General features: G+C 65.1%; 2 protein-coding genes. Both read right to left on the reverse strand.

Annotated elements, in window-relative coordinates:
* Positions 1-633 (reverse strand): GNAT family N-acetyltransferase (locus I6U14_RS12135; RefSeq protein WP_296899663.1); only part of this gene is annotated, 633 nt, incomplete at its 3' end.
* Between the two features lie 128 nt (positions 634-761).
* Complete coding sequence (locus I6U14_RS12140; RefSeq protein ID WP_296899664.1) at positions 762-1,427, reverse strand: HAD family phosphatase; 666 nt, start codon at positions 1,425-1,427, stop codon at positions 762-764.
* Positions 1,428-1,594 lie beyond the last annotated feature (167 nt).

Consider the following 1,594-nt stretch of genomic DNA (forward strand, 5'->3'; position numbering starts at 1 on the left):
CCGGGGGACATGGGGCTTGAAAGCTGCCGTGCGGCGCCGCGTCCGGCCGCCCGGGTGTGTCTCGCACAGGGGCGGTTGCCGCGGTGTCACCCGCAGAGTCGGTGGCGAGATCGCCTGGCGGCGCAACCGGTTCATGATGGCCGCGTCCTGGAGGTCGGCCGCGCCGGGGGGCATCGAGGCACAGCCGAACAGGTAGTCGATGTCGTGCAGCTGAATATACCCCGCAATGCCCGACCAGAGCACCGCAATGGCCGCTCCATGGCGGCAGTCGGCGGAGATGCAGGTGCGCCCGACCTCGAGCAGGTTGCCCGGCAGGTCTGGGATGCGACCGAGGTCGAACTCGCCCTCGGAGTAGAAGCCACCGATACGGTGCGCGTCTCGTCCGTTCAGTAGTCGCGTGCAGCCGATGACGTCTCCCGTCTTGGTCTCGCGCACCAGCAGGTGGTGGCAGTGTTCGTCGAAATCGTCCGCGTCAAGACCCGCCGGGCCGTGCTTGAGCCGGGCCCCTAGCTCCTCTTTGAACACTTGATAACGCAGCGCCTGCGCCTGACGCACGGCCTCGTGCCCCGCCGCGAGCTCCACGAATAGTCGTTCTCCGCGTCGCGCTGGGAGCGCGGATGCGTTGAGTCCCATGACGTCACCCCTTCGATCGATCTCAGGCGATACGCCAAGATAGCCCAAAAATTTTGCAACGACGTGAGGGATGGATGACGGATTGATGACGCCAAACGACGTCGATTCGGAGGCTCCTGCTCCGAGCCTCACTCGGGTGCGGAGTGCAAGGACAGCACTGGCCAGCCGCGCGCATGGGCGACCTCCTCGAGTCGTGGATCCGGGTCTACCGCCACGGGATGGTCGACGCGCTCCAAAAGAGGAAGGTCGTTGATGGAGTCGCTGTAGAAGGTGCTGTTCGCGAGCCCCTCGTCGCGCTTGTCTAGCCACGCCTCCAGCCGCGCAACCTTGCCCTCCTGGAACGCGGGGATGCCGGCCACCCGGCCCGTGAAGCCGGCGCCATCGCGCTCGGGTTCCGTCGCGATCAGGTGCGGAATGCCGAAGCGCTCGACGATCGGTGCGGTGACGAAGGCATTGGTGGCGGTGATGACCAATAGCGTGTCGCCCTGGCGGCGATGCCGGTCTACCAAGTCGAGCGCCGGCTGTCCGATGCGGGGGGCGATCCGTTTGGATAGGAACTCGCTCCGCCAGCGGTGCAAGTCGGCAGGGTCATTATCCCTCAAGGGGCGCAGAGCGAATGCCAGAAAGGCGTCGATATCGAGCCGGCCCGCGCGGTAGTCCTCATAGAACGAGGCGTTGGCGCGCTCGTAGTGTTCCGCGTCGACCACGCCCAGCTCCACCAGATGCCGGCCCCAGAGGTAGTCCGAGTCGCCGGAGAGCAGGGTGTTGTCGAGATCGAAAATGGCTAGGGGCATAGGGAACTGTGCCGGCTTCGGAAAATTGGCACGCTAACGAAATGCCGGCCCATCAGCAAAGGCTAAAATGCTTGCGGGTTTGCCCGCTTGCGCCCGGTTGTGGAAAAATGCGGTCGCAAGCACTGAGGTAGGCCGCCTTGATCGACCCGGACGGATTTCGGCCCAAA

Source organism: Thiohalocapsa sp. (genome assembly GCF_019695415.1).
Taxonomy (GTDB): domain Bacteria; phylum Pseudomonadota; class Gammaproteobacteria; order Chromatiales; family Chromatiaceae; genus Thiohalocapsa.

What these genes read in the sequence shown, in the direction of transcription:
- I6U14_RS12140 (WP_296899664.1), bottom strand. Translation starts at nt 1,427, where the DNA reads ATGCCCCTAGCCATTTTCGATCTCGACAACACCCTGCTCTCCGGCGAC.